Annotated in this window: 1 protein-coding gene; it reads right to left on the bottom strand. The window is 60.0% G+C overall.

The features are described 5' to 3' along the window. Positions 1-191: 191 nt before the first annotated feature. The gene (locus ILP92_RS18210; RefSeq protein ID WP_198917835.1) at positions 192-1,628 is read right to left on the bottom strand and encodes a DUF6880 family protein; all 1,437 of its coding nucleotides are present in this window, start codon (positions 1,626-1,628) and stop codon (positions 192-194) included. Between the last annotated feature and the right edge of the window lie 244 nt (positions 1,629-1,872).

Below are 1,872 nucleotides of genomic sequence, written 5' to 3'. Positions count from 1 at the left end.
TCCAGTTCGCAATGGCCCGGATACCGGGGAGAAGGTCACCACTACCATGTCGATGTCCGAAGTTGACAATGGCTGGGTGCGAGTGTCGGGTTGGACTGGCGTTGCCCCCTTGCTGCGCACTGTGTGCAGGACCGGTTCGTAAAGCCTGGCAGGCTGAGTTGAAGCCTTGCAAATAACCCCAAGACCCGCGCTTAGTCGTCCACTAGGGACCAAAACCCGTATTTGCGGCCATGTTTCTCCCTAAGAGCTCCGACGAACCCCTCATGCGTCAGGACTGCACCATAGTCGGTAATCTCCTGCTCCGACGCCTGGCATTCGGCCAGATGGCGCGCGGCATGGCGGTAGCGCGTGGATTTCGCACCCTTCAGCGTGTCCTCGACCATCGCGCGGCGCAGTAGCGTCGCGGCCAGCGGGTGGCGCGCGTCCAGCGCCTCTGCGGCGTGGCTCAGCGTGGTGTAGTTATCGCCGTCCAACTCATCGGAGCGCGCCAGCGCAATCCGTGCAGCTCGATCAAGCGCAGGCCAGTCGACCAGGAAGCTGATCGCCGCGGCAAGGCGAGGATAGGTTTCGACAGCATCGAGCGCTTTTTCCTCGGCCTCGACATCGTCAAAATCAGGCAACAGTTTGAGGTATTTGCGCAAGGCGCGCGCGCTCAGGCCCTGCTCGAACGTGGACCAGAGATGCACCTTCAGATCTTCCACCTTCCCCAGACGATTGAGGCAGTCTTCGTAAACCTCATCAAGGTTGGAATTGAAGCTCCGGAAGGGGGTATCTGCCTCACGCGTCATGCACCGTCGAAGAATGTCATAGGCTTTCTGAACGCGCCCCGCGTCGATCAGACGGCGCGCCACGTCGGGGGCGATGGTGCCATAGGTCAGTTGCTCGGCCGAATAGCGGGCCATGTAGGCATCGACGTCACCCTGCGCATCGGCCACATCAGCAAGGATGATCGAGCAGGTCGACTGCTTTGCGCGCCGCACGGAGTCTGCGGGCGACGAGGACAGACCAAAGCGTTCATACGCGGCCAGTTCTTCAGGCGTTGGCGGCGTGTCGGCCCATGTCTTGGTGATCTTTGTGAGATGCTCCAACCCGTCCGGACCAAGCGCCTCTGCCGTCTCCGGGATGATGCCGTCAAATTCGCCATAGCCGGCATCGGCGACAGCATCGAGGATCCGCTCGGCCAGCGTCTGCGGGTTGATCGTGATCCTGGGCGCCACCAACCCGATCATCGTAATTGCCTCGCAAAACACGTCGCCAACAGAGCCGTTGCTGTCATCGGTGCGCTCATGGATCGACGGGGCAAGTTGCAGGAAGGACCAGAGAAGCTCGAAAGCCTCGTCTGCATCCTGCGGCGCGATCACCGTCTCGATCTGGGCCAACAGGCTGTTCAGATCCTTGACCAGCACACGCTGCTTTCGCCAGTCGACATAGCTTCGCGACCGACGCAGAGATGCAAACCGCTTACGCAGATCCGCGGTCACCTCCCTGGGGCCCTGTGCTGCGCTCAGTTCCATCCTGGCGCGACGCTGCAAGGCCGCGGACCCCTGCACCAGCTCCATCACCAGCTCGGCAAGCTTGGGGGCGCCAAGCCTTTCGAGATTGGCTTTGTTCAGTGTTTTCTTGGACATCGCGGTCACTCGGCATCAGTTTCAGAAAACCGTATCCCCAAATCGCTCGCGATGACAGAGCGCTCGGCGTCGAGCCGTGGCGTTGATTTCATTGAATATTTGTTATGCGACTCGTCAAACGTTGACGTGGCGTTGACGTGGAATGCGGACAAGCAAAAAGCCCCGCGTGATGCGAGGCCTAAGGCTTTGGTATTGTTGTGTATTTTTGGTTGCGGGAGTAGGATTTGAACCTACGACCTTCAGG

This window comes from Palleronia pontilimi, assembly GCF_016412875.1.
GTDB lineage: Bacteria > Pseudomonadota > Alphaproteobacteria > Rhodobacterales > Rhodobacteraceae > Palleronia > Palleronia pontilimi.
The sequence above is the reverse complement of the archived record's forward strand: the minus strand, read 5'-3'. Positions and strand labels throughout refer to the sequence as shown.